The organism is Aquimarina amphilecti (genome assembly GCF_900109375.1).
In the GTDB taxonomy this organism is placed as follows: Bacteria; Bacteroidota; Bacteroidia; order Flavobacteriales; family Flavobacteriaceae; genus Aquimarina; species Aquimarina amphilecti.
In genome coordinates this window covers 309013-331535 of record NZ_FOAB01000002.1, presented here as the reverse complement: position 1 = coordinate 331535, position 22523 = coordinate 309013, and the positions used below count along the sequence as shown (strand labels likewise).

The 22523-nt window shown below is 31.7% G+C and carries 22 protein-coding genes; 15 read left to right on the top strand and 7 right to left on the bottom strand.

Going from position 1 to position 22523, the window contains the following annotated elements:
• The first annotated feature begins 14 nt into the window (after positions 1-14).
• Genes BMY33_RS05785 through BMY33_RS05775 form a run of 3 tightly spaced genes read left to right on the top strand, consistent with a single transcriptional unit; the run spans position 15 to position 3205 of the window.
• Complete coding sequence (locus BMY33_RS05785) at positions 15-1379, top strand: hypothetical protein (protein WP_091406568.1); 1365 nt, start codon at positions 15-17, stop codon at positions 1377-1379.
• A gap of 2 nt (positions 1380-1381) precedes the next feature.
• Entirely contained in the window at positions 1382-2152 is a 771-nt protein-coding gene (locus BMY33_RS05780; RefSeq protein ID WP_091407202.1) for an MbnP family protein, read from the top strand.
• Positions 2153-3205, top strand: a complete 1053-nt coding sequence (locus tag BMY33_RS05775) for a cytochrome-c peroxidase (protein WP_091406567.1) — start codon at positions 2153-2155, stop codon at positions 3203-3205.
• Between the two features lie 59 nt (positions 3206-3264).
• Here BMY33_RS05775 and BMY33_RS05770 read toward each other — a convergent pair whose 3' ends face one another.
• The 3 genes from BMY33_RS05770 to BMY33_RS05760 form a co-directional block, all read right to left on the bottom strand.
• Positions 3265-4212 (bottom strand): hypothetical protein, encoded by a 948-nt coding sequence (locus BMY33_RS05770; protein WP_091406565.1) that lies wholly within the window; start codon positions 4210-4212, stop codon positions 3265-3267.
• A gap of 197 nt (positions 4213-4409) precedes the next feature.
• Positions 4410-5714, bottom strand: coding sequence for a sensor histidine kinase (locus BMY33_RS05765; RefSeq protein ID WP_091406563.1), 1305 nt, complete (start codon positions 5712-5714; stop codon positions 4410-4412).
• Positions 5715-5726: 12 nt separating this feature from the next.
• The gene (locus BMY33_RS05760) at positions 5727-6431 is read right to left on the bottom strand and encodes a LytR/AlgR family response regulator transcription factor (RefSeq protein ID WP_091406562.1); all 705 of its coding nucleotides are present in this window, start codon (positions 6429-6431) and stop codon (positions 5727-5729) included.
• A 347-nt stretch (positions 6432-6778) separates the two neighbouring features.
• Between BMY33_RS05760 and BMY33_RS05755 the strand changes: the two genes are divergently transcribed.
• Genes BMY33_RS05755 through sufD form a run of 5 tightly spaced genes read left to right on the top strand, consistent with a single transcriptional unit; the run spans position 6779 to position 11134 of the window.
• The gene (locus BMY33_RS05755; protein ID WP_027394541.1) at positions 6779-7108 is read left to right on the top strand and encodes a HesB/IscA family protein; all 330 of its coding nucleotides are present in this window, start codon (positions 6779-6781) and stop codon (positions 7106-7108) included.
• 44 nt (positions 7109-7152) lie between these two features.
• Positions 7153-8598 (top strand): Fe-S cluster assembly protein SufB, encoded by a 1446-nt coding sequence (gene sufB / locus BMY33_RS05750; protein ID WP_091406560.1) that lies wholly within the window; start codon positions 7153-7155, stop codon positions 8596-8598.
• A gap of 26 nt (positions 8599-8624) precedes the next feature.
• Entirely contained in the window at positions 8625-9035 is a 411-nt protein-coding gene (locus tag BMY33_RS05745) for a hypothetical protein (protein WP_211482376.1), read from the top strand.
• Positions 9036-9065: 30 nt separating this feature from the next.
• Positions 9066-9818: a Fe-S cluster assembly ATPase SufC gene (gene sufC, locus BMY33_RS05740; protein WP_091406557.1), complete on the top strand. Its 753-nt coding sequence runs from the start codon at positions 9066-9068 to the stop codon at positions 9816-9818.
• 2 nt (positions 9819-9820) lie between these two features.
• Positions 9821-11134 carry a Fe-S cluster assembly protein SufD gene (gene sufD, locus BMY33_RS05735; protein ID WP_091406554.1) on the top strand — a complete coding sequence of 438 codons (1314 nt, stop codon included), beginning with the start codon at positions 9821-9823 and terminating at the stop codon, positions 11132-11134.
• 58 nt (positions 11135-11192) lie between these two features.
• Here the strand turns inward: sufD and BMY33_RS05730 are convergent, their stop codons facing one another.
• A complete protein-coding gene (locus tag BMY33_RS05730) occupies positions 11193-13157 on the bottom strand; it encodes an alpha/beta hydrolase family protein (protein ID WP_170837016.1) in 1965 nt (654 codons plus the stop codon).
• Between the two features lie 141 nt (positions 13158-13298).
• Entirely contained in the window at positions 13299-14651 is a 1353-nt protein-coding gene (locus tag BMY33_RS05725) for a serine hydrolase domain-containing protein (protein ID WP_091406549.1), read from the bottom strand.
• Between the two features lie 78 nt (positions 14652-14729).
• Here BMY33_RS05725 and BMY33_RS05720 point away from each other — a divergent pair, with 78 nt between their 5' ends.
• The 5 genes from BMY33_RS05720 to BMY33_RS05700 all read left to right on the top strand — a co-directional run bounded on the left by BMY33_RS05720 (position 14730) and on the right by BMY33_RS05700 (position 18511).
• On the top strand, positions 14730-15944 hold the full coding sequence (locus tag BMY33_RS05720; RefSeq protein ID WP_091407201.1) for an aminotransferase class V-fold PLP-dependent enzyme: 1215 nt from the start codon (positions 14730-14732) through the stop codon (positions 15942-15944).
• Positions 15945-16038: 94 nt separating this feature from the next.
• Positions 16039-16461, top strand: a complete 423-nt coding sequence (locus BMY33_RS05715; protein WP_091406547.1) for a SufE family protein — start codon at positions 16039-16041, stop codon at positions 16459-16461.
• Between the two features lie 52 nt (positions 16462-16513).
• On the top strand, positions 16514-16840 hold the full coding sequence (locus BMY33_RS05710) for a DUF59 domain-containing protein (RefSeq protein ID WP_091406545.1): 327 nt from the start codon (positions 16514-16516) through the stop codon (positions 16838-16840).
• A 20-nt stretch (positions 16841-16860) separates the two neighbouring features.
• Positions 16861-17370: a DUF2480 family protein gene (locus BMY33_RS05705; RefSeq protein WP_091406544.1), complete on the top strand. Its 510-nt coding sequence runs from the start codon at positions 16861-16863 to the stop codon at positions 17368-17370.
• 193 nt (positions 17371-17563) lie between these two features.
• Positions 17564-18511: a DUF3078 domain-containing protein gene (locus tag BMY33_RS05700; protein ID WP_091406542.1), complete on the top strand. Its 948-nt coding sequence runs from the start codon at positions 17564-17566 to the stop codon at positions 18509-18511.
• A 57-nt stretch (positions 18512-18568) separates the two neighbouring features.
• Here BMY33_RS05700 and BMY33_RS05695 read toward each other — a convergent pair whose 3' ends face one another.
• Positions 18569-19000 carry a GNAT family N-acetyltransferase gene (locus BMY33_RS05695; RefSeq protein WP_211482375.1) on the bottom strand — a complete coding sequence of 144 codons (432 nt, stop codon included), beginning with the start codon at positions 18998-19000 and terminating at the stop codon, positions 18569-18571.
• Between the two features lie 166 nt (positions 19001-19166).
• Between BMY33_RS05695 and BMY33_RS05690 the strand changes: the two genes are divergently transcribed.
• Positions 19167-20192, top strand: a complete 1026-nt coding sequence (locus BMY33_RS05690) for a DUF3078 domain-containing protein (RefSeq protein ID WP_091406541.1) — start codon at positions 19167-19169, stop codon at positions 20190-20192.
• A gap of 9 nt (positions 20193-20201) precedes the next feature.
• Here BMY33_RS05690 and hflX read toward each other — a convergent pair whose 3' ends face one another.
• Entirely contained in the window at positions 20202-21410 is a 1209-nt protein-coding gene (hflX, locus tag BMY33_RS05685) for a GTPase HflX (RefSeq protein WP_091406540.1), read from the bottom strand.
• A gap of 106 nt (positions 21411-21516) precedes the next feature.
• On the opposite strand from hflX, the gene BMY33_RS05680 reads away from it, so the two are divergent.
• Positions 21517-22491: an endonuclease/exonuclease/phosphatase family protein gene (locus BMY33_RS05680; RefSeq protein WP_091406538.1), complete on the top strand. Its 975-nt coding sequence runs from the start codon at positions 21517-21519 to the stop codon at positions 22489-22491.
• Positions 22492-22523: the final 32 nt, after the last annotated feature.

The following is a 22523-nucleotide window of genomic DNA, read 5'->3' as shown; positions in this document are numbered from 1 at the left end:
TTGAATAATAACAAATGTGTAAACTCAAGTTCTTTTATAAATCCTTATTAATTTTTATTGTTACAAGTATTGTAGCCTGTAGTAGTGATGATAACACAACCTCCCAGCCTCCTATAAATCCTGATGATGGTTTTCAAGGAACTGTAGAATGGGTTAAAACTTTTGGTGGAAGTGGTGAAGATGATGCTTTATCTATTATAGAAGCTGACGATGGGAGCTATGTTGTTTTTGGATATACTCAAAGTATTGATGGCGACATATCTGATAAAGATGCTACAGATAGTGATTTTTGGGTTTTAAAACTTTCTACAGAAGGAACTATTGTCTGGAGTAAAACCTATGGTGGTACCGGAGATGATCGCGGACAAAGAATTATTAAAACCGTAGATGGTGGCTACGCATTAGTTGGCTATAGCAGAAGTACTGATGGTGATGTAAGTGAAAATGCAGGATTGCAAGACTATTGGATGGTGAAAATTGATGCTTCAGGAAATTTGGAATGGGAAAAATCTTTTGGATTTCCCGGGATTGATCGAGCATTCTCTATTGTACAGACTTCTGATAATGGTTACTTCTTAACCGGTTTTCTAGACGTTACAGCTAGTAATGGTGAGGGAAATGACAATAGAACATTTTTTGACAAACATGGAGTTGGAGAATTCTGGGGAATTAAATTAGATGCTTCAGGAAACAAAGAATGGAGACGTTATTTCGGAGGAACTGATAATGATAGAAGTTATGATACTGTACAGACTCAAGATGGGGGTTTTTTAATGATAGGATCCTCGGAAAGTAATGATTTTGATGTTACCGCAAGTAAAGGTAGTTACGACTTTTGGGTCGTTAAAATTAATACTGAAGGAACTAAAGTTTGGGAAAAATCCTTTGGAGGTTCTGAGATTGATGTTGGATACGCAATTGCAACATCTGGTGATGGAAAATATATTATTGTAGGAGATTCTAGAAGTACTGATGGTGATATTTCTAATGCTAAAGGAAACGCAGATCTATGGATGATTCAAATTGATGACAATGGAAATTTAATCTGGGAAAAATCATTAGGAGGAACAGAGTTTGATACAGCAAGAGGAATTCATACTACGCAAGAAGGTGGTTTTATTATCACTGGTAATTCCAGAAGTAACAACGGAGATGTTGATGAAAATCAAGGGCAAAGTGATATCTGGAATATCTTAATTGATAGCAATGGAGATGTAACTTGGAAATCTACTATTGGAGGGACTTCAGCAGAATTTGCAGTCGGGTGTATGGAGACACAAGACAAGAAGATCTTGATTGTCGGAAGTACCGAAAGCAATGACATAGACATTTCTAATAATCAAGGAGGTAAAGACGTTATAATTATTAAATACAAATGAAAATGAAAAAATTCACACTAATACTACTCGCTTTAATAACTTTAATATCTTGTAAAGATGATGATCCAAATATGGACAACAATCCTAAATTTGGTTCATTAGATATAGATTTCATTAACAAGGTGGGGGCAAATCTTTTAATACTGGATACTGAATCTTATAATAACCAAAGCAATGAAAGTTATACGATTTCTGAATTAAAATATATCATTAGTAATATTGTTTTAATCAAAGAAAACGGAGATGAGTTTACATATCCAGTTGCAGATAGTTATTTCTTAATCAATGAGGAAGTATCATCGAGTAAGAAAATTTCTCTTAGTAATATTGATACTGGTGTTTATACTAAAATAAAGTTTGGTATTGGAGTTGATCAATCTAACTACCCTCTAAATGGAGTTGCTAATTTTATTCCTACAGCAGAAGAACAAGGGATGTTATGGTCTTGGTCAGCTGGATATAAATTTGTTAAATTTGAAGGTTCTTTTACTCCTCAAGGAGGAACTTCTAGTGATTTTTTACTGCATATAGGAAGTCATGGAGAAGTTTTGGATAATTATAAAGAAGTTACTTTAGATATCTCAAATACTATTACCATAGAAGATCAAACTAATTCGGACTTAGCAATTGATACAGATGTCGCTAAAATTTTTGATAGTACAAATACTCATTCTCTTGAACAGAAAAGTGATGTACAAGTAGACCCTGTAAACGCTCCTATATTAGCAGAGAACATAAGCACAATGTTTTCTATAAATAATGCATCTAATTAAATGATAAAGAACTTAGGTTACATAGTATTAATTCTTATCGGAGTCTCGTGTGGCTCCGATAAAGAAGACTATATACCTATTGATCAAAATTCATCTTTAGAATTTACAATTCCCTCTAATTTTCCAGAACCAACTTATAATGTAACACTTAATCCTCCTACAGAAAAAGGATTCGAATTAGGTAAAAAACTTTTTTATGATGGTCGCTTATCCTCTGATGGTGTTATTTCTTGTGGATTTTGTCATATTCAAGATTTTGCATTTACGCATCATACGCATATCGTAAGTCATGGGGTAAACGGAGCACTTGGTACACGTAATGCACAGCCTTTACACAATCTGGCTTTTATGAACGAGTTTACTTGGGATGGAGCTGCTATACATTTAGATCTGCAACCAATTATACCTATTACAGCAGAAGTAGAAATGAACGAATCTTTTACGGGGATTATTAAAAAACTCGAAGAACAACCTGAATATGTAAAGTTATTTGCCGAGGCTTTTGAAGATCAAAAAATTAACTCCGAAAATTTGCTCAAAGCGTTATCACAATTCATGATTATGATGATTTCATCAAATTCTAAATACGACAAAATTGAGAGAAACGAAGGTTCTGTTTTTACCGCAGAAGAAACTGCAGGTTTTGAATTGTTTGCTTCTAAATGTGCTTCTTGTCATGCTGGAACACTATTTACGGATCAGTCATATCGTAATAATGGCTTGTCAATCAATCCACAGTATAATGACATAGGCCGCAACCGTGTCACTGGTCTTGCTTCTGATCTACACAAATTTAAGGTTCCTACGTTAAGAAATATCGAATTAACTTTTCCCTATATGCATGATGGTAGATTAAAAACACTGAAAGATGTATTGGATCATTATAGTGATGGTATGGTTGACTCAGAAACTATAGATCCTCTTTTTAAAAACCCTGATAGAACGGTTATGGGAATTCCAATGACAGAAGAAGAAAAAAATCAAATTATCTCCTTCTTAAAAACCCTTACAGATGATGATTTTGTAAATGACAATCGTTTTTCTGAATTCTAAAAAAGCTGTGAATACAAGTTAAAGATTGATCCACAGTTTATTTTAATGTTTTATCCAAATTAATTTGGATAAAGAGATTTGGTTCCATTAGAAATAATGTTACTTCCTACTCCACTGACAGAAACCTCAAACTTTTCTTCATTAAATTTTAACGAAGCAATAGGTGTACAGAGTCCTAAAGCATATTGACCTCTACCATAACTTCCTGTTTCTTTTAAAACCTTACTTTCCGATTTAGCAGAGCCAATATTCATATGTCCATAGTCAGTAATATCAGTATTACTTACCGTACCATTAGTATGATACACTGTAATTTCATAATAAATAGTTCCTCTTCTCGAACCCCAAAGCCAATTTCCATACCAACTTCTTTTATATGAATTCCATCTAACTCCAGCTTTTTCATTATCATTATTCTTAAGTTCAGTTTCAGATTCTGGATTCATCATAATAAGACCTATCATGAGGTTATCCCAGGTAATACCTGCATCACTATAAAAAGTTGTTGTTTTAAAAGTTTCTCCTTTATAATTCCATGTCAATTCCATTGCTTTATCCCCCACTTTAATCTGATCTGATGCATATTCTTTTAAAAGATCACTACCCTCTTGTGTCTTACTAGGAAGTAACTTATCTAAATCCCCAATAACTACCGTTTTAGGATCCATAATATTACCATAAGCCACAGTCGTAGAAGATTTTGATAAAGCATCAAAAGTCATGTCCAAACTTTTTGTATTAGGGACTTTTCCTATGATATTATAATCAATAATTTGTAAGATTCCTCCCATGTATTTTTCTAAATTCTCTTTTGTTGCTTCTAATTGATTTAGCACTTCTTGAGGAATTTCTTTGTCTGTAATAGACGTTAGTCCATATTCTGATTCCAACAATGCATCTGGTTCTTGATATACTTCGGTTGTTTCATCTTTTGTACAAGAAAATATTAGCATTAAAACCAATGCAATCTGCATCATTTTAACGATAATTTTGTTTACGGTTTTCATAAAAATGGTTTTAAGAGTTAGTGAACAATATAGTTCTAAGATTTTTTGATTTGCGCAAAATCAATTTCATGTCTAAACAGGTATATATTCAAAATAGACACACTATCAAAGTTATAGAAGTTAACTACTACTGAGTTCTGAATATTAGTAGATGGTTTAAAATATTTAGTGGATGGTTACAAATGAATGATAGTTTGTCATTTACGCAAATGAATTGTTACTTTGGTTCCAGGCTCTATTACATTTTCTTTTTCAAAGTTCTCTATAAACAAACTATTTTTAGGATGCATAGCAAGAATTCTTTCTTTTGTGACCTTAGACCCAAATGAACTGTTCTTCATAGTATTTTTCAATTCAGACGCTTTTTTTCTTCCTATACCATTATCTACGATTACTATTTTCACAGTGTGCTTATCAGGTTGACAAATTTTAATTTTTAATAGTTTTTCTCCTTTTTTATGATGAAGGCCGTGCCATATAGCATTTTCTATAAATGGCTGTAAACAAAGTGGAGGAATCTGTGTGTTAGCTAAATCTGCGGTTTTTTCGAAATAAAAAGAAAAGTTATTCTTCATCCTTAACCTTTCCAACTCTATATAATTTTTAACAATTTCTACTTCCTGCGATAATGAAATTGTTCTCTCTGTAGAGTTTTTCAATACCCTTCTAATTAGTTTAGAAAATTTAGTCAAATAATCTGATGCCTTTTCAATATCGTTTTTAAGAATATAATTGTTTATAGAATTAAGAACATTAAAGATAAAATGAGGGTTCATTTGTGCTTTAAGCGCAATTGTCTTAAGCTCAGCAGCTTCTAGCGAGCTCCTCATAAACCTCAATTGGGTTTCTTTTTTATCATCAGAAATCTTCTTGATTTTATTTCCAATCGCCAAGGCAAAAATCAAAATTTCTAGAATTGCTCCTATTTCCATAAAAATTATAGAATCATATGATAAATCGTTACTAACAGAAGAAAAATAGAGGCTTATGTTGGCCATAATTACATAGATAAAGGAACCTATAATAAGTAATTTAACTTGTGAAGCTTCTATTTTATATACTACGAAATAACTTACAAAAGCGAAAACTGTCATTAGGATTAATACGATAGCAACAAATACAAAAAGGTCTTTTGGTGACACGAAAACATCTAATACCCCAATAAGGAAAATAAAACTTATAAAAACCCATCTTGTAGCATTCAATACAAAATCCCATTTACGAATATATCTTTTAGTTTCTAGCAATTCGCGCATAAACGAGATATAAAAAGAATATGCTAAAAACTGCACTCCGTAAAAAATAATGGGTTTTCTAAAAGAAAAAAAAACATCATAAAAAACAATCGATCCGTAATACGAAAAATAAAAAAGAAGGCAAATTACGTAAAGACTATAAAAAAGAAATATTTTGTTTTTACTTCTAAAATATATCAATAGAGGATATAAAGAAATAACAAATAATACACCTTGTAACCATATATTGAAGTCTTGCGGTTTCAAACAAAAAAAGGATTAATACATCTTTACTAGAAATTCGTTTTTCCGATTTCTACTAATACTAGCATGTTGACCATTACTCATAATTATTACACCTCCTTGATTCTTTCTATATTCTTGTACATGACTAAGATTGATGCAATAAGAATTATGAACTCTAAAAAAGCAGCTGTCGGGTAAAACCTCCGTAACCTCTTTTAATGTTTTTGATAAAAACAACTTGCGATTATTGATTAAAAATACTTTAGTATAATTTCCTTCTGCTTTAAGCATAATAATTTCATCCTTTTTTAAAAAATGAATTACTCCGTTTACACAAAGTTTTATGATTGCGGTTTCAAAAGTAGTATTAACATTAATGTCTTGACAAAGTTTTTTATAAACCCGCATCAGGTCATCCTTATCAATGGGTTTCAATAAATAATCGAATACAGAAAACTGTATAGCTTTTAGTGCATAATTCTCAAAAGCCGATGTAATCACAACAAAGAAATTTCTTTGATGTAGTGCTTCTAAAATGTCAAAGCCATTAATATTTGGCATCTTTATATCTATAAAAACACAATCTAGGTTTGTGTTTTCAATAATTTTTATTGCCTCTAAAGGATTGGAAATTGTTTCAACAATTTCAATATATGGACAGTATCGACAAATTTTCCATTGCAATGATTGTATTGCATCTTCTTCATCGTCGATTAAAATTGACTTAATTGAATTCATTTCTAATAAAGTTTACGATTCCAAAAAAGTAATTCTCCTAATACTGATTTCCTTAACTCAAGGAACGTTAAAATTGTTACTGCACATCATAAAGAAATGTTATTATAATACTATAGTTTTGTGAAAGCGTCCAAATAATTACATATATAGGTGTGAGAAAATCAATCCTTTATTTGTTATTTATTGCCTCGTAAATTTTGCAATTAAATACAAAACATATATCATAAGTTTATTGGTTATAGATTATACCTATTCTAATATGTGCTAGATAAATGTTAGGTTATGTAAATAAAACCTACTTATGTAGTATATTTGCATTCAATTTAGAATTAATCTATATATATAATATGATTAAGGTATCAGACACAGCTAAAAAGAAAGTCGTAGAATTGATGAGTGATGATGGTTATGACGCTTCTTCAGACTACGTTCGTGTAGGTGTTAAAAGTGGAGGTTGTTCCGGTTTATCATATGACTTAAAATTTGATAAAACTCAAGAAGAAGGAGATAAAGTTTTTGAAGACAATGGTGTAAAAATAATCGTTGATAAAAAAAGCTTTTTATATCTTATCGGTACTACCCTAGAATATTCCGGAGGTCTTAATGGAACCGGTTTCGTTTTTAACAACCCAAACGCAAATAGAACTTGCGGTTGCGGAGAAAGTTTTTCCCTTTAAAAATTTAAAAAAAGATCTTAAGCTACCCCTTAAGACTTAATAAGATGGCATATACTGAAGACGACTTAAAAAAAGAATTAGAAACCAAAGAATACGAATACGGATTTTATACTGATATAGAATCTGAAACGTTTCCTGTTGGTCTAAATGAAGATATTGTTCGTGCGATTTCAAAGAAAAAAAATGAACCTCAATGGATGACCGATTGGAGACTAGAGGCATTTAAAGTGTGGGAACAGATGGAGGAGCCTGAATGGGCAAATGTAAATTATGAAAAGCCTAATTTCCAAGATATTTCTTATTACTCGGCGCCTAATAAAAAGCCTAAATATGATAGTCTTGATGAAGTAGACCCAGAATTACTGGACACATTCAAAAGATTAGGTATCTCTCTCGATGAACAAAAAAAATTAGCCGGTGTTGCAGTAGATATTGTAATGGACTCTGTTTCTGTTGCAACTACTTTTAAAGATACTCTTGCAGAAAAAGGCATTATATTTTGTTCTATTTCTGAAGCAATACAAGAACATCCCGAACTGGTAAGAAAACATATCGGATCCGTTGTTCCCCAAAAAGATAATTTTTATGCTGCTCTAAACTCAGCAGTATTTAGTGATGGTTCTTTTTGTTATATTCCTAAAGGTGTTAGATGTCCTATGGAGTTATCTACATATTTTAGGATTAATCAAGCAGGGACAGGTCAATTCGAACGTACTTTAGTGATTGCTGATCAAGGCAGTTATGTAAGTTATTTGGAAGGTTGTACTGCTCCTTCGAGAGATGAAAATCAATTACACGCAGCAGTTGTAGAATTAATAGCATTAGATGATGCGGAGATTAAATATTCTACTGTACAAAACTGGTATCCCGGTAATGCAGAAGGAAAAGGAGGTGTTTTCAATTTTGTAACTAAACGCGGTATTTGTGAAGCAAATGCCAAAATCTCTTGGACTCAAGTAGAAACAGGTTCAGCTGTAACATGGAAATATCCTTCTTGTATTCTTAAAGGGGATAATTCTGTTGGTGAATTTTATTCTATTGCTGTAACCAATAATTTTCAGCAAGCAGATACAGGAACGAAGATGATCCATTTAGGAAAGAATACTAAAAGTACTATTATCTCTAAAGGAATTTCTGCTGGAAAATCCCAAAACAGTTATCGTGGATTAGTGCAGATTAATAGTAGAGCAACCAATGCTCGAAATTTTTCTCAATGTGATTCTCTACTTATGGGCAATGAATGTGGAGCTCACACGTTTCCATATATTGAAGCAAAGAATAAAACTGCTCAAATAGAACACGAAGCAACTACTAGTAAGATTGGAGAAGATCAAATATTTTACTGTAATCAAAGAGGTATTGATACAGAAAAAGCAATTGCTCTAATCGTTAATGGTTTCAGTAAAGAAGTACTAAATAAACTTCCTATGGAATTTGCAGTAGAAGCTCAAAAACTTTTAGAAATTTCTCTTGAAGGTTCTGTTGGATAAAGTGTATAACTAACAAATTCACACAAATGAAAAAATCATTTCTCCTTATCATCGTAAGCTTTTTAATTTTTTCGTGTAAAAACGAAAAAACTCAATCATCAGATACAGAAACCACTTTAATACGTGGAGAGTTTATATTGATTGATAATGCCGGTGTTATAAAAGGTAAAGATTTTATTTACGGTGTAATCATTGACGATCTAGCTAATGAATTAAACGAAAAAATAAAGTCCTTACAAAGAGAAGAATATGATATGGTTCCTGTAGTAATTAAAGGAATTGTGAAGAAGAATACTGAAGAAGGTTGGCCTGAAGTTGTAGAAATAAAAGAAATTGTGGGTGTTAGTGAACCAACTTCAGAATTGCCTACTAAGATAAAATCTTCGGATTCGACATTACAGCCTAACGCATCAGGACACGAAGGTCATAATCATTAAAAAAATATTTAAAAGAAACAAAAATACAAGATGTTAGAAATTAAGGATTTACACGCTAGCGTTGAAGATAAAGAGATTTTAAAAGGTCTTAACCTAAATGTAAAAGCAGGAGAAGTACACGCAATAATGGGTCCTAATGGTGCTGGTAAAAGTACATTGGCTAGTATTGTCGCAGGAAAAGAAGAATATGAAGTAACAGAAGGTAATATTCTTTTAAATGGTGAAGATATAGAAGAATTAGCTGCAGAAGAAAGAGCCCATAAAGGCGTTTTTCTTTCATTTCAATACCCTGTAGAGATTCCTGGAGTTACGGTTACTAACTTTATGAAAACCGCAATTAACGAAACTAGAAAAGCACAAGGATTAGAGGAGATGCCTGCAAAGGATATGCTAAAGAAAATTCGAGAAAAATCTGAATTATTAGATATTGATCGCAAATTTTTATCTCGTTCCCTTAACCAAGGGTTTTCTGGTGGAGAGAAAAAACGTAATGAAATATTCCAGATGGCAATGATGGAACCTAAATTAGCGATCTTGGATGAAACAGATTCTGGTTTAGACATTGATGCTTTACGAATCGTTGCTAACGGAGTAAATAAATTAAAAAGTAAAGACAATGCAGTTATTGTAATTACTCACTACCAAAGACTATTAGATTATATTGTACCAGATTATGTACATGTTTTATATGATGGTAAAATTGTAAAATCCGGAACTAAAGAACTTGCTTTAGAATTAGAAGAAAAAGGATACGATTGGATTAAAGAAGAGATAAACGCATAATTATGGAGCTGAAAGAAAAATTAGTATCTTCTTTTCTTGCTTTTGAAAATACGGTAGATGTAGATGCTCCTGTTCATGATATCAGAAGTCAAGCTATAAAAGACTTTGAAGAAAAAGGATTTCCTACTAAAAAAGAAGAAGCTTGGAAATATACTTCGTTAAATGCTATTTTAAAGCATGATTATAGCATCTTTCCAAAAGAAGAAAATGCACTAGAATTTAAGGATGTACAAAAATACTTTCTCCATGATCTAGACACGTATAAAATTGTATTTATTGATGGTAAGTACTCTTCGCATTTATCAGAAACCACACATGACAAAATTGATGTGTGTTTAATGTCTTCTGCACTAAATCATGAGAAGTATAAGCCTATTATTGATAATTACTTTAATAAAGCAACTCCACAAGATGGTCTAACTTCATTAAATACAGCGTTCTCTAGAGAAGGTGCTTATATCTATATTCCAAAAAATAAATTAGCTGATAAGCCAATACAGGTTATTCACTTTTCTACAGGAAAAGAATCAACACAGCTTTTACAACCTCGTAATCTTATTGTAGTAGAAGAAAACTCACATGTACAGATTATTGAAAGGCATCAGAGTTTAACCGATAATCCGGTCTTAACAAATTCTGTTACAGAAATTTTTGCCGATAAAAGATCATTTGTGGACTATTATAAAATCCAGAATGATAATGAAAATGCTTCATTAATCGACAACACTTATATTAAACAACAAGCGCAGAGTGTAGCATCAGTACATACATTTGCTTTTGGAGGTAATATTACCAGAAATAACCTAAACTTTTACCAATACGGAGAAGGTATTGACTCTATACTTAATGGAGTTACTATCATTGAAGGTAAACAACACGTAGATCATAATACATTAGTACATCATACAGAACCTAATTGTGAAAGTCATCAGGATTATAAAGGTATTTTTGACGAAAAAGCTACAGGTGTTTTTAATGGTAAAATCATTGTAAACAAAGAGGCACAAAAAACGAATGCTTTTCAATCTAATAATAATATCTTATTAAGTGATAAGGCAACTATTAACTCTAAACCTCAGCTAGAGATTTTTGCAGATGATGTAAAATGTTCGCATGGCTGTACTATTGGCCAATTAGATGATCAGGCTCTATTCTATATGAGATCTCGTGGAATTGGAGAGAAGGAAGCTAGAGCATTATTAATGTATGCTTTTGCTAATAATGTATTAGAAAGTGTAAAAATACCTCAGCTAAAACAACGAATCAATAAATTAATAGCTAACAAACTTGGAGTAAATATTGGCTTCGATTTGTAGCAATAAAGTACTATAGTTATTAAAAAAAACCTCTTCAAAATATGAAGAGGTTTTTTTTTTAATTTCCTAAATGCTTTTCTATAAAAAGTAATTCCGCCTCTACTTTATGTAACTTATTATGGGGTTTTCTATATATATGTCCTTCATTTTTATAAATTAAAAGTTCTACTGTTGCCCCTTGCTCTTTTAACGTATAATACATCGCATAAGCGTTATGTGTTGGAACCCTTACATCCTTTCCTCCATGAGTTATCAATGTTGGAGTTTTAATGTTTTTTGCATAAAGAAAAGCACTCTCTTTATCAAACAATTCTGGATTATCCCAATAATGCAGTTGATTAAACTTAATAAGTTGTCCTATATCACCATCTCCAGTCCCATAACTTGCTCGCTCATTCCATATTCCACAACTTGGCAATGCAACTTTAAAAATATCAGTATTCCCTATTATCCAATTTGTTAAATGACCGCCATAACTTGCTCCTTTTATGATCATCTTATCTTTATTTGCCCATTTTTTATCTATTACATAAGTTACACCTGTTAGAATATCATCTGATGGTTTAGAGCTAGGATGACCATTTAAAGCTTCCATAAACTCTTGCCCACGACCAGTACTACCTCTATAATTAGGTAATAGTACTAGAAAACCTTTCGATGCCAATAATGAAGGCGCGTAATAATAATGTAATCCTCCTAGTGATATCGCTTCAGATCTACTCGACCTAGGGCCTCCATGAATATCAACAACAAAAGGTAGATTTTGAACACCTTTTTTTCCAGGAGGCCACATTAATACTCCTTCTATTGTTTCTCCAGAAGAATTCTTCCAACTTATTTTCTCTATTTCCGGAATTGGTTGAGCACTCAGAGAACTATTAAAATCACTAATTCTAATTGGATTATTTAATTCTTCTATTGTTCTTGCTATATATACCTCTTCGAAAGAAGAATTAGTAATCATCGTAAAAGCCATCAGACTTTTGTTCTTATTGTTTTTAAAATTGCTAATTGTTCCTTTGTGATCGCTTATTCTTTCAAAATGGTCATTTTTATAAGTATAAAAATTAGATGTCGTTGATTGCTGAGCATTAATAATAATTTCACTATTATTTAATGTTATGTAACTACTAATTCTTCCTTTAAAATTATCTAATTTTTTCCGATTTCCATTATTAGGATTAATAATACAAAGCCCATTGAACGTTGGATTATAGTGCTTTTTTTCAGGGTTTCCGTTAAAAAAAGATAAGATTTTATCTTCTCCAAACCAATTAGATTCATCCCAAACATAATCATCTGTAAGCTGTTTTTTTAAACTCCCATTTGTCGCGTCTATAATATAAGTATGGGAATCAGCATAAGAATTATTATCAAAATATGAAGAATGATTATAATTCGCATAAATCATATGCTTCTGATCCGGAGAAATATCAAAATGAACTACATTACTTTCTAAAGTAAACAATGAGTCTATCTTACCAGTCTCAAAATTCATTTTCTTAAAAGTTGTATGAATCTCATTCTTTGTTTTAGGAAAACTCAAAATATCTTTTTGACCTTTCTCCTTATTTTTTGCTTTAGATTCTAAAAAGATGAGAGTTGTACTATCTAATATTTTATAAGATGATAATTCCTTAAATTTTTCTCTTTCTTTTAATATTGGAGTTATTTTTTTAGGACTCTTACTAAGTGCCTTAAACAAACTATATCCTATACTGTCTTTTGCTTTAAAAATCAAATAGCGACTGTCGTTAGTCCAATTTAGTTGAGATATTGTATTACTAAAAAAATCTATTTTAGTTTTAGAGATTAATTCACCTTCATCATTTATTTCGTAATGCCACAACATCTTTTCTGTTGTATTTTCTTCTATATCATCATTAGAAGTAATCACTGCGATGTAATTTCCATTAGGAGAAATCGAAATAGTATTTACACTAATCTGCGAGAGATATTCTTTTACATTATACCCAGAATTTAATTGTAATTCTTGTGCCAATATTGTTAATGATATAAACATTGTACATAATAATACTCCATTTCTTTTTTGTTTAAACCGTAAGCCCCTCATTATAGTTTTTTAGAATTATTGGATATAAATCTCGTAAGAATTATTGTGATAATTTATTTTTTATTAAACAACTTATATAAAATATTTCTATTAGTTTATACTACTTACTATCTCCTTCAAAAAACTATTAAAATCTACTCCTGCATCACCAATCAACCCAAATCGTACAATTACTAAATCTTTAGAAGGAATAATAAAAACACGTTGTCCCTGAAACCCATTAGCAGAATACATGTCTTTTGGAGCATCAGGATAAAAACCTCCTGCATTTAACCAAAAATGCCCTCCATAATCACCTTCGGAGGTTGCAGTTGGAGTAGTAACATAATCAACCCATTCAGGGTTAAAAATTTGTTCTCCATTCCAATTCCCTTTATGAAGATATAACAACCCAAATTTTGCCCAATCTCTAACTGTAGCCCACGCATAAGAAGAACCCACATAATTACCCGCCATATCAGTTTCTATAAGCATAGAATTCATTCCTATTTTATCAATAAATTCACGGTACGGAAAATCAAGATACTCTTGGTAACTCTCAAAATGTCCTCTCAAAATACCTGATAGTAAATTAGAAACACCTGATGAATAATACCAATATTCATTTGGTTTGTGAATAGCTTCTTTATAAATCTGAGGTTTTGTCATATCTTGATCAAGGTATAACATTGTTGTTGCATCAGAAATAGATCCGTAATCCTCATCCCATGCTAAACCGCAATTCATTTGCAACAAATTATTGATTGTAATTTCTTTTCGTTCATCATTTTGCCATTCTTCTATTGGAGCTTTCTGATTTATATTAATCCTACCCTGTTTTTGTAATATTCCATAGTTAGTAGCTAAAATACTCTTAGTCATTGACCATCCTAATAAAACCGAGTTTTTATCATATCCATCCGCATATTTCTCTGCGATTATCTGATCTTTGTGTATCACTAGAACCGCTCTTGTCTTTTGTATATTTTCATCTTTTTTATCAAAAATAGAAGTAACTATAGATCCTATTTTTTGATAATCAACAGTATTAAAAACAGTATCCTTTTGTGATAAACTACCATATGGAAAAGGTAAATTCGTTTTAACTTTGCTTCTTTTAGGAGTCAAATACGACGCATTTTCATCAAAATCATCATCAATTACTACGCTTCCTAACCCTTCTCTATAAACAGCTTTTCTTTCATTCAATCCAAAAACCGATGCAATTACAGATTTTTCGGTCATATCTACCTCATCATCTGCTAGATGCACTGGAGCAAAATTATTATCGTTATTATCTGTAAATTCTACACTACGATTTCCAATAAAAACAGAAGAAGCCATATTCTTAGCAGAGTATCCGGAAAGTATTGTCAGTTTAGGGTAATTCCAAAAAACAGCAATGACTATGAATCCAATTAATCCTATAAAAACAAAGCCTAAAATCTTTTTAAATCGTTTCATTGTGTAAAGTGTTAAATCCTTTTAAAAATAAACAATATCACTTAGAAATAGTTCCTATTTTTGCAGAAAGAAATTGATATGCTAGATGTACAGAAAATACGGGAAGATTTTCCTATTCTGAAAAGAGAAGTAAACGGGAAGCCCTTGGTATATTTTGATAATGCAGCCACATCACAAACTCCTCAAGTAGTAATAGATGCTATTGTAGATTACTACAGTAATTATAATGCAAATATTCATCGTGGTGTACATACATTATCACAAGAAGCAACAGATGCATATGAGATTGCTCGTAAAAAAGTACAAAACCATTTTAACGCTGCACATCCTCATGAAATTATTCTAACTTCTGGAACTACCCACAGTATTAATATCGTGGCTACTGGATTCACTAATCTACTTACTAAAGGAGACGAAATTATTGTTTCGGCTTTAGAACATCACTCCAACATAGTTCCTTGGCAAATGCTTTGCGAAAGAACAGGAGCTATTCTAAAAGTAATCCCAATGAATGAAGAAGGAGAGTTGTTAATGGATGTCTATGATCAATTACTTTCTAAGAAAACAAAACTTGTTTTTACTAATCATATTTCGAATGCTTTAGGAACCATTAATCCTATAGAAAAAATTATAAACAAAGCTCATCAAGTGGGCGCAGCGGTATTAATTGACGGTGCACAATCTTGTCCACATATCAAACCAAATATTCAGGAACTTGATGTAGATTTCTATGTAGCTTCGGCTCATAAGCTTTGTGGACCTACCGGTGTTGGATTGTTATATGGAAAAGAAGAATGGCTTAATAAGTTACCTCCTTATCAAGGTGGTGGTGAAATGATTGATCAAGTAACTTTTGAAAAAACCACTTATGCAGGTCTTCCCCATAAATTCGAAGCTGGAACGCCGAATATTTGTGGTGGTATAGCCTTCGGGGTCGCTTTAGACTATATGAACGGTATTGGTTTTGATGCTATTGCTGAATATGAAAAAGAATTACTAGACTACGGAACTCAGCAACTTTTAGAAATAGAAGGATTAAAGATATATGGAACTTCTAAAAACAAAACGTCCGTTATTTCCTTTAATATAGGCGCTATTCATCCATATGATATTGGATCCATAGTAGATAAACTTGGTGTAGCGGTCCGTACAGGACACCATTGCGCACAACCAATAATGGATTTTTATAAAATTCCAGGCACAATTCGTGCTTCTTTCTCTTTTTACAATACCAAAGAAGAAATAGATATTCTGGTAGCTGCTTTGAAAAAAGCGACAATGATGTTGTCCTAAAAAATACACTATTAGTTAATACTATCTTATGATTAACTGAAAGTATTGAATGGCAACTATTCTTGTTGTATTTTTGTAAAAAAATTGTAAGTATATGTCAATACAAAAACTTCAGGAAGAGATTGTTGATGAATTTGGTATGTTCGATGATTGGATGCAGCGCTACGAGTATATGATCGACCTAGGTAAATCCCTTCCATTAATCGAAGAGAAATATAAAATTGATGAAAATATCATAAAAGGTTGTCAGAGTAAAGTGTGGGTACACGCAGAAATGAATGATGAAAAAATTGAATTCACTGCAGATAGTGATGCTATTATTACCAAAGGTATTATTGCAATTCTGATTAGGGTATTTTCTGGTCAACACCCAAAGGATATTATAGAAGCTGACACTTCATTTATTGATGAAATAGGCTTAAAAGAACATTTATCACCAACTAGAGCAAATGGACTGGTGAGTATGATCAAACAATTAAAAATGTATGCAATTGCATACCAAACGCAACTAAATTAATTCGTCTGCCTCTTTTTAAGGTAAGTTAATTATAGACGACTAAAGATATACTATGAGCGAGACTAATATAGATACAACAGAGCTTGGAGAAAAAATTGTAAGAGTACTTAAAACAATTTATGACCCTGAAATTCCTGTTGATATATACGAACTAGGGTTAATATATGATGTTTTTGTAAATGAAGATTATGATGTGAAAATCCTTATGACATTAACATCACCTAATTGCCCTGTTGCGGAATCTCTACCAGAAGAAGTAAAAGAAAAAGTAAAATCATTAGACGCTGTTAATGATGTAGAACTAGAACTAACATTCGAACCTACTTGGACGCAAGATTTAATGAGTGAAGAAGCAAAATTAGAACTAGGCATGCTTTAAAAACAAATAACTTTTAACCCATGGCAGAAGAAATTATCAATAGAGTCGCTAACAACACTAAACTGATCACCATTGATCTGGAAGACTATTATCCAGAGGGTGATCGTATCTTATTTGACATAAAAGACTGGCTTTTTGAGGGTTTTATTCTTCGAGAAAAAGATTTTAGAGAAAGCGTAGCTAATCACGATTGGAGCCAATATCAGAATAAATATATTGCCTTACACTGCTCTACTGATGCAATCATTCCTGGTTGGGCTTATCTTCTATTAACAACTAGGTTAATTCCTTTTGCGAAAAAAGTTGTTGTTGGCTCATTAGAGAATATAGAGACTATCCTTTTTACCCATATTATTGATGAACTTGATGTTTCAGAATATCAAGACAAATTTCTAATCATTAAAGGTTGTTCTAATAAACCTGTTCCAGAGAGTGCCTATATAGCACTTATTCAAAAATTACAGCCTATTGCCAAAAGTATCATGTATGGCGAAGCTTGTTCATCAGTCCCTCTTTTCAAACGAAAATAACTCATTTCATCGTAAAAAAATGTCGTTCGTCGAAAATTCTATATCCAATTGTATTGAATTAAATCGAAAAACGTTACTTCACTTATATTTGCCAACGCAAAATTTTACATAAATCTTGAACTTGTTTTACAAAAGTTAATTCATAAATTTAGAATACTTTTGTTATATAACAATCTACTTAAAACTAATAATCATGAAAAAAATCGTATTCACGTTTATCTTTCTATTAGCAGGTATCCAAATTGGTCTTGCACAAACAGAAGAAGAATTGAAAACAACATTATCAGCCAAAAAAGATTCTATTGCTGCTATCCAAGGAAGAGCTAATGCTATCCAATCGCAAATAGATGCTTTACCAGGATGGAAAATTGGAGCTTTTGGTACCATCGGAGGAAGTCTTTCGGGATTTAACAATTGGTTTTCGCAAGGAATTCCTAATAATGACGCAGGTACTATTGGTATTACTGTAAACGCATACGCTAACTTATTACAAGACAAATATTTCTGGAGAAATAGTGCTAACGTTAATCTTGCTTGGGTAAAACTAGATGATAAAGATGACCCAACTGATGATGATAGCTTTAGAGAATCAACTGATGTATTTAATATTTCTTCTTTATTTGGATATAAATTAACTGAAACTCTAGCAGTTTCTACTTTAGGAGAATATAGAACTACCGTTTTAAATAATTTTAATGACCCTGGATATTTAGATCTTGGTGTAGGTATCACTTGGACTCCTATTAGCAATTTAATTGTAGTTGTACACCCTTTAAACTATAACTTTGTGTTTAGTAAAGGTGCAGCAGAATATGAGTCTTCTCTTGGTGCAAAAATAGTTGCAGATTATACTCGTAAAATCGGAGCTATCAACTTTAAAACTAACCTATCTGCTTTCTTAAGTTATGAAGATGGTGATTATTCTAACTGGACTTGGACTAATTCTTTTTCTTATACTTTATGGAAATCGATTGGTGTAGGGTTTGATTTTGGTCTTAGAGGAAACAAACAAGAGGCATTTAATTATGCGCTAGGACAAGCGGCTTTAGCAGTTCCTCCTCCAGCAGTTACTCCTACTTTAGAAAACACTGATAACGAGTTACAATCTTTCTGGAATCTTGGATTGAGTTACTCTTTCTAGAGTAAATAAAAATATATTTACAAAAAAGGATCATCTAGCATATAGTTGATCCTTTTTTTATTGTACAAATTCCATATGAAACTCAAATGGATCTTCTCCAACAATTTTAAAACCATTCCGTTCATATAAAAACTTCGCTGGATTTTCTTTTAATACTTTAAGTCTAACAACTTTATTCAAATCATCAGACAGTTGTATGATGTGATTAAGTAAATATTTACCTATTCCTTTTCCTTGAAATTCTGGTAATATTTGAAGCTGAAGAATTTCTATTGCACCATTAGTATCTAAATACTTAAGCACACCTACTTTTGATTCATTTAGCTGTATTACATATGAACTATCAAAATGAAAATTCACTCTAGCTAGATGTTGATCTTCTGATAAAAACAACCCTGCTTTTTCTAAATGTTCAATCATTGTTTGCTTTCTTAACTGTAATAAAAAAACAATATCTTCATCTTTAGCTTTGATAAGTTCTATGTTCATCTTATTTTTTCCGAATAATTTTTAAATAAATATATACTAATCTTAAAAAATAATAGTTTTTTAATCATAACAATCACCATCTACGAAATACGTTTTTAGTTCAAATTATTCAGATTTGAATAAGCTATATGCATAAAGTATATTTGTGCCCATTTATGTTTATACCATGCGAAGGATTGTTTTATTTATTTTTTTATTTGTTTCTCTTTCCAATATAAGTGGGCAAGAGAAGAAAGAAATAAAACAACTGGATTCTATCCAAGTTCGTTTGACCAGATCGTTAGACAGTTTACTCCAAAATACTACTAAAGAGCTTAACATTATTGTTTTAAACAATCTCTTAAAAAAATTAAACCCTAAGCCTGTCAAAAAACCACATGTGGGATGGAAATCATTTGGTAAATTTTCATTTTTCTTTAATCAATCTGCCTTTAATTTTGATTGGCAAGGAGGTGGAACTTCTAATATTGCAGGTAATACTGCTTTAAATTATGAATTCAATTACAAAAAAAACAGCCTTACTTGGGACAATAAAATTTTAGCGGATTATGGTCTTACATTTCTAAAAGGAGAAAATTTTGCTCGAAAAACGAATGATAGAATAGAACTAAACTCACGATTAGGGCAAAGAATTGGAGAGACCAACTGGAACTATTCTTTGTTTATTAATTTTAGATCTCAATTTGCAAAAGGATATAGTTTTACTAAAGATCCAGATACTGACGAAACTATACGTACTGAAGAAACTCATTTCTTTTCTCCAGCTTTTATACAGATTGGTCCTGGATTACTTTGGAAAAAGAGTGATGATTTTAACTTTAATATTGCTCCTGTTACTTCCCGTATGATTTTTGTAGATGATCAATTTACAACTACTCCTGATTATGTAGACGGCGATTATTTTGGAGTAGATGCTGGCAAAAATTCACGATTTGAATTTGGTGGATCTTTGGCAGCATATACTAAGTTTAAAATCATCAAAAATATAACTGTTGAAAATATTCTTAATCTGTATTCCAATTATATTGAAGATCCTTATAACGTTGATATTGATTATACATTAAACCTAAATTTGGTTGTCAACAAATACATATCTGGGAGTTTCGCATTTCAGGCAATTTATGATGATAATGCCGCAAGTGGATTCCAGATACGAGAGGTAATTGGGTTAGGACTTAACTATGAGTTTTAAGAGCTATAATTACTCCTCTACAAATTCAGGATACAAAAAGTTATTATAAGGAAAACGAGTTACGTGTATATCTCTTACCTCTTTATACACTCTTTTTCTAAAAGTATCTATATTTTCTTTATTAATTGCAGATATAAACAAAGCGTTATCTCCTATCCTACTCATCCAGGTTTGTTTCCATTCATCCAAGGTATAATGAATTTCTGTTTTTTCTGTAGTTAGGTCATCTTCATCAATAGTTTCGTGTTCATAAGCATCAATCTTATTAAAAACCATAATTACTGGTTTATCAACACTATCAATTTCTTCCAAAATCCTGCTCACAGAATCTATATGATCCTCGAATTGAGGATGGGATATATCTACTACATGAAGTAATAAATCAGCTTCTCTAACCTCATCTAACGTACTTTTAAAACTTTCTACTAGTTGAGTAGGTAATTTTCTAATAAAACCAACCGTATCACTTAATAAAAATGGAAGATTACCAATAACAACTTTTCTTACCGTAGTATCTAAAGTCGCAAAAAGTTTGTTCTCTGCAAAAACATCACTTTTAGCAATCACGTTCATCAACGTAGATTTACCTACGTTCGTATACCCAACTAGTGCTACTCTTACCATTTTACCACGATTACCCCGCTGGGTAGCCATTTGTTTATCGATTGTAAGTAGTTTTTTCTTCAATAAAGAAATACGATCTCTTACGATCCTTCTATCTGTTTCAATCTCAGTTTCACCAGGTCCACGCATACCAATACCTCCTCGCTGACGCTCTAAGTGAGTCCATAAACCTGTTAGTCTTGGCAAATAATATTGACATTGTGCCAACTCGACCTGAGTTCTGGCATAACTTGTCTGAGCTCGTTGTGCAAAAATATCCAAAATCAGATTGGTTCTATCGATGATCTTAGCTTTTAGAAGACGCTCAATATTACGTTGCTGTCCAGGCGTTAATTCATCATCAAAAACAACCGTTCCGATATCATGTTGCTCTACATATGCCAGTACTTCTTCCATTTTACCAGATCCAATAAAGGTTTTAGGATTAGGTACATCCATTTTTTGGGTAAATCGTTTTACCACTTCTCCACCAGCCGTATACGTAAGGAATTCTAATTCATCCAAAAATTCAGTTAACTTGTCTTCATCCTGATTTTTGGTAATAATACCTATTAAAACTGCTTTTTCGTATACTGTTTTTTCCTTTTCTATCATCAGCGCCTATTTATCTAGCGATATATTTCTATAATTAATCTACAAAGGTACAATATTGTATGCATTTGAATTTGTACTTTAGACGTTTACAACAAATTTTAATTGCATGTCTTCAAAGCTTTATTTTAAAAAGAAACATACAAACTTACATACGATTGCTTTTTACAATTTAGAAAACTTATTTGATACCAAAGATGATCCTAATACATTAGATGATGATTTTTTGCCAGACTCAGAAAAAAAGTGGAACAAAAAAAGGTATGAAAAAAAATTATTTAAACTAGGAACTGCTATTTCTAATATTGGATTTGAAAAAACCGGAAAAGCCCCTGTTATTTTAGGTGTTGCTGAGGTTGAAAATAAAGCTGTTTTAGAAGACCTTGTAAGAACTAAACATCTAATTAACAAAAACTACGGCGTGGTTCATTATGAGTCACCAGATGAACGTGGAATAGACGTAGGACTGTTATACCAAAAAGAAATCTTTACGGTTACCAATTCCGAAAGTATTCAGGTCTTAGTAGACAATGAATTTGGTGAAAGAGATTTTACTCGTGATATTTTATGGGTAACAGGATCTCTACATAATGAAGAAGTTCACATATTAGTAAATCATTGGCCTTCTAGAAGGGATGGAGCAGAACTCACATCATATAAACGAATTGCCGCTGCTGATAGAAACCGAGAAATAATAAATCAAATTATAGAAAAAAAACCTGAAGCAAAAATTATCGTTATGGGTGATTTTAATGATGATCCTGATAGTGAAAGTGTTAAAAAACATTTAGTATTACAGGATTTTTATAATCCGATGGAACGTTTACACACAAGGCATCGTGGTACATTAACCTATAAACGTCAATGGAATTTATTTGATCAAATTATCTTTAGTAATAACTTCCATAAATATGAAGAAGCTACGCATAGCTTTTCTGAAGCTAATATTTTTGATGATAGTTTCTTAAAAATATATAAAGGTAGATACAAAGGAAACCCTTACAGAACTTATGCAGGAAGAAAATATAAAGGAGGTTATAGTGATCACTTTCCTGTATATATATGTCTAAAACATAATATATAATTCCCACAGCAAAAAACTTTATGCCATTAAAG